The sequence below is a fragment of the Curtobacterium sp. MCBA15_013 genome, from assembly GCF_001865095.1.
Taxonomy (GTDB): domain Bacteria; phylum Actinomycetota; class Actinomycetes; order Actinomycetales; family Microbacteriaceae; genus Curtobacterium.
Map to the genome: position 1 here is coordinate 1 of NZ_MJGQ01000069.1, position 957 is coordinate 957.

At 70.1% G+C, this 957-nt stretch carries 1 protein-coding gene; it reads right to left on the reverse strand.

The genetic code is table 11. The features are described 5' to 3' along the window. The coding region (locus BIV01_RS17515; protein WP_254791880.1) for a lysine--tRNA ligase at positions 1-957 on the reverse strand (957 nt) is incomplete at both ends.

A 957-nucleotide genomic window follows, 5' to 3' on the forward strand; every position in this document is an offset into this window, starting at 1 on the left:
ACCTCGACGCCCTCGGCATCGGCGAGTGCCCGCAGCTCGGACAGCGGCGTCTCCGGGGTGATCTCGCGACCGGCCGCCTCGGACAGCGACCCGTACATGTCGATGCGCGGCCACTCGCCGCCGAGGTCGTACGTCGTGCCGTCCGCCCAGGTGACCTCGAGCGAGCCGCCGGTCACGGCACGCGCGGCGTTCTGCACGAGCTCCTGGGTCAGGTCGGCCATCTGCTCGTAGTCGCCGTACGCCTGGTAGGCCTCGAGCATGGCGAACTCGGGCGAGTGCGTCGAGTCGGCGCCCTCGTTGCGGAAGTTCCGGTTCACCTCGAACACCCGGTCGATGCCGCCGACGACGGCGCGCTTGAGGAAGAGCTCCGGCGCGATGCGGAGGTACAGCTCGGTGTCGAACGCGTTCGAGTGCGTGACGAAGGGGCGCGCCGAGGCTCCGCCGTGCTGGGTCTGCAGCATCGGGGTCTCGACCTCGAGGTAGTCGTGACCAGCGAAGGTCTGCCGGAGCGACGACATCACGGCGGCACGGGCGCGGACGGTGGCCCGGGCCTCCTCGCGCACGATGAGGTCGAGGTAGCGCTGGCGGACCCGCGTCTCCTCGTTGAGTTCGTTGTGCAGGTTCGGCAGCGGCAGGATCGCCTTGGCCGCGATCTGCCAGTCGTCGACCATGATCGACAGCTCGCCCCGCCGCGAGGAGATCACCCGGCCGTGCACGAACACGTGGTCGCCGAGGTCGACGAACTCCTTCCAGCGCGCGAGCGACTCCTCGCCCACCTCGGCGAGGGACACCATCGCCTGGATGCGGGAGCCGTCGCCGGACTGCAGGGACGCGAAGCAGAGCTTGCCGGTGTTGCGCGAGAACACGATGCGGCCGGCGATCCCTACGACGTCCTGGGTCTCCTCGCCGGTCTCGAGGTGCGCGTACTGCGCACGGACCGCGGGGATGGTGGTGGTG